The following is a 1,812-nucleotide window of genomic DNA, read 5'->3' on the forward strand; positions in this document are numbered from 1 at the left end:
AGTGCGGGTGTTGCAACACCCGCACTCGTGACGCATCTACCGCAGTGGTGGGTGGGCGGTGAGGTGGGCGGTGAGGTGGGCGGTCGTGGGGTTGCGGGCGGGTCAGGTGCGGGCGACCTCGTTGGCCGGGTCGCGGCCGGCGAGGAGGGCCTCCAGCTGGCGGCGGACCAGCGCGGCGACGCGCGGGTACGTGGCGTCGGTGTTGCCGCCCTGGTGCGCGGTGATGAGCACGCCCGGCGCGCGCCAGAGCGGGTGCTCGGCCGGCAGCGGCTCCGGGTCGGTGACGTCGAGGCCCGCCCGCAGGCGCCCGGCGGTGACCTCGGCGAGGAGCGCGTCCGTGTCGACGACCTTGCCGCGCGCGACGTTGACGAGGACCGCGCCGTCCTTCATGCGGCCCAGCTCCTCGGCGCCGAGCAGGTGGTACGACGCGCGCGTGAGCGGGATCGCCAGCACGACGACGTCCGCGTCCGGCAGCAGGTCGCCCAGCTCGTCGACGCCGTGCACGTGCCCGTCGGCGTCGTCGCGCGCGGTCGTCGCGACGCGCACCAGCTCGACCTCGAACGGCGCGAACCGCGCGTCGATCGCACGGCCGACCGAGCCCTGCCCCACGACGAGGACGCGCCGGTCCGCGAGCGACGGGCCGAACGGGTTCTGCCACCGGCCGGCGTCCTGGGCCCGCACGGCACCGGGCAGGTCGCGCTGGACCGCGAGCGTCAGCGCGACGGCGAGCTCGGCGGTGCCGGCGTCGTGCACGCCGCGACCGTTGAGGAGCGTGATCCCCGGGGGCAGGTGCGGCAGCGCGTGCTCGTACCCGGCGCTCGGCAGCTGCACCCAGCGCAGTCGCGGCAGGTCGTGCAGCACCGCGAAGCCCTCGCGGGCCACGAAGTAGTGCGGCACGACGACGAGCTCCACGTCCGCGGCGTCCGCCGGGTCGAGCGGGCCGCGCAGGTCCCACGGCACCAGCCGCAGGTCGTCGGGGTGCGCGGCGGCGAGGTCGGCGAGGCGGGTGAGCAGGTCCTCGTCGGGGACGGTGACGGTGAGCACGGTGCGGTACGGGTCCCTCGGTCGGCGGTCGTGCGGACGAGCAGGCGGGCGGGCGCGTCAGTCGGGCTCGCGGGTGCGGAACTCGTCCTCGAGCATCGACATGACGATCGCGTCGCACCAGCCGTCGCCGTCGCGGTAGGCGTCGCGCCGCCGGCCCTCGACGCGGAACCCGATGTTCTCGTAGAGCGACACCGCGCGCGTGTTGATGCTGAGCGCCTCCAGCTCCACGCGGTGCATCCCCAGTCCCTCGAAGGCGAACTCGAGCACGAGCTCGATCGCCTCGGTGCCGTACCCGCGGCCGCGGTAGACCGGCCGCATGGCGAGGCGCAGGCCCGCGCAGCGCACGTCCTCGTCGATGTCGTTGAGGACGATCTCGCCGCGGTACTCGTCGGACCCGTTGGCGGTGACCGCGAAGTCGTACCGGCCCTCCGCCGCCTCGCGGCTCGCGCACCACGCCTCGACCTGGTCGCGCGTGAACGTCTGCGTGGTGCCGGTCAGGCGGTTGCCCTCGGGGTCGGCGAGCATGTCCCACATCGCGTCGGCGTCGTCCTCGCGCACCGGTCGCAGGACGATCATCTCGCCCTGCACCGTGGGCTTCTGCATCGCGCACCTCCGCCTCGTCCGCCCGTGCGGTCGTCGCTGGGACGGCCGGTGCCGTCGCGTCATCGTAGGACGGGCGTGTGACCCGGGTGTTGCACGCCCCCGGCACGGCGGGGGACGCGCGTCGGCGCCGGCACCCCGCGGGGTGCCGGCGCCGACGCGCGTCCC

2 protein-coding genes are annotated in these 1,812 nt (G+C 75.3%); both read right to left on the minus strand.

The window, feature by feature from the left end:
• Positions 1–102: 102 nt before the first annotated feature.
• Positions 103–1,044, minus strand: coding sequence for a 2-hydroxyacid dehydrogenase (locus ACFUMH_RS19040; protein ID WP_378209202.1), 942 nt, complete (start codon positions 1,042–1,044; stop codon positions 103–105).
• A gap of 57 nt (positions 1,045–1,101) precedes the next feature.
• Positions 1,102–1,647, minus strand: coding sequence for a GNAT family N-acetyltransferase (locus ACFUMH_RS19045; protein ID WP_378209204.1), 546 nt, complete (start codon positions 1,645–1,647; stop codon positions 1,102–1,104).
• Positions 1,648–1,812: the final 165 nt, after the last annotated feature.

The organism is Cellulomonas sp. NPDC057328 (assembly GCF_042667215.1).
Classification (GTDB): Bacteria; Actinomycetota; Actinomycetes; order Actinomycetales; family Cellulomonadaceae; genus Cellulomonas.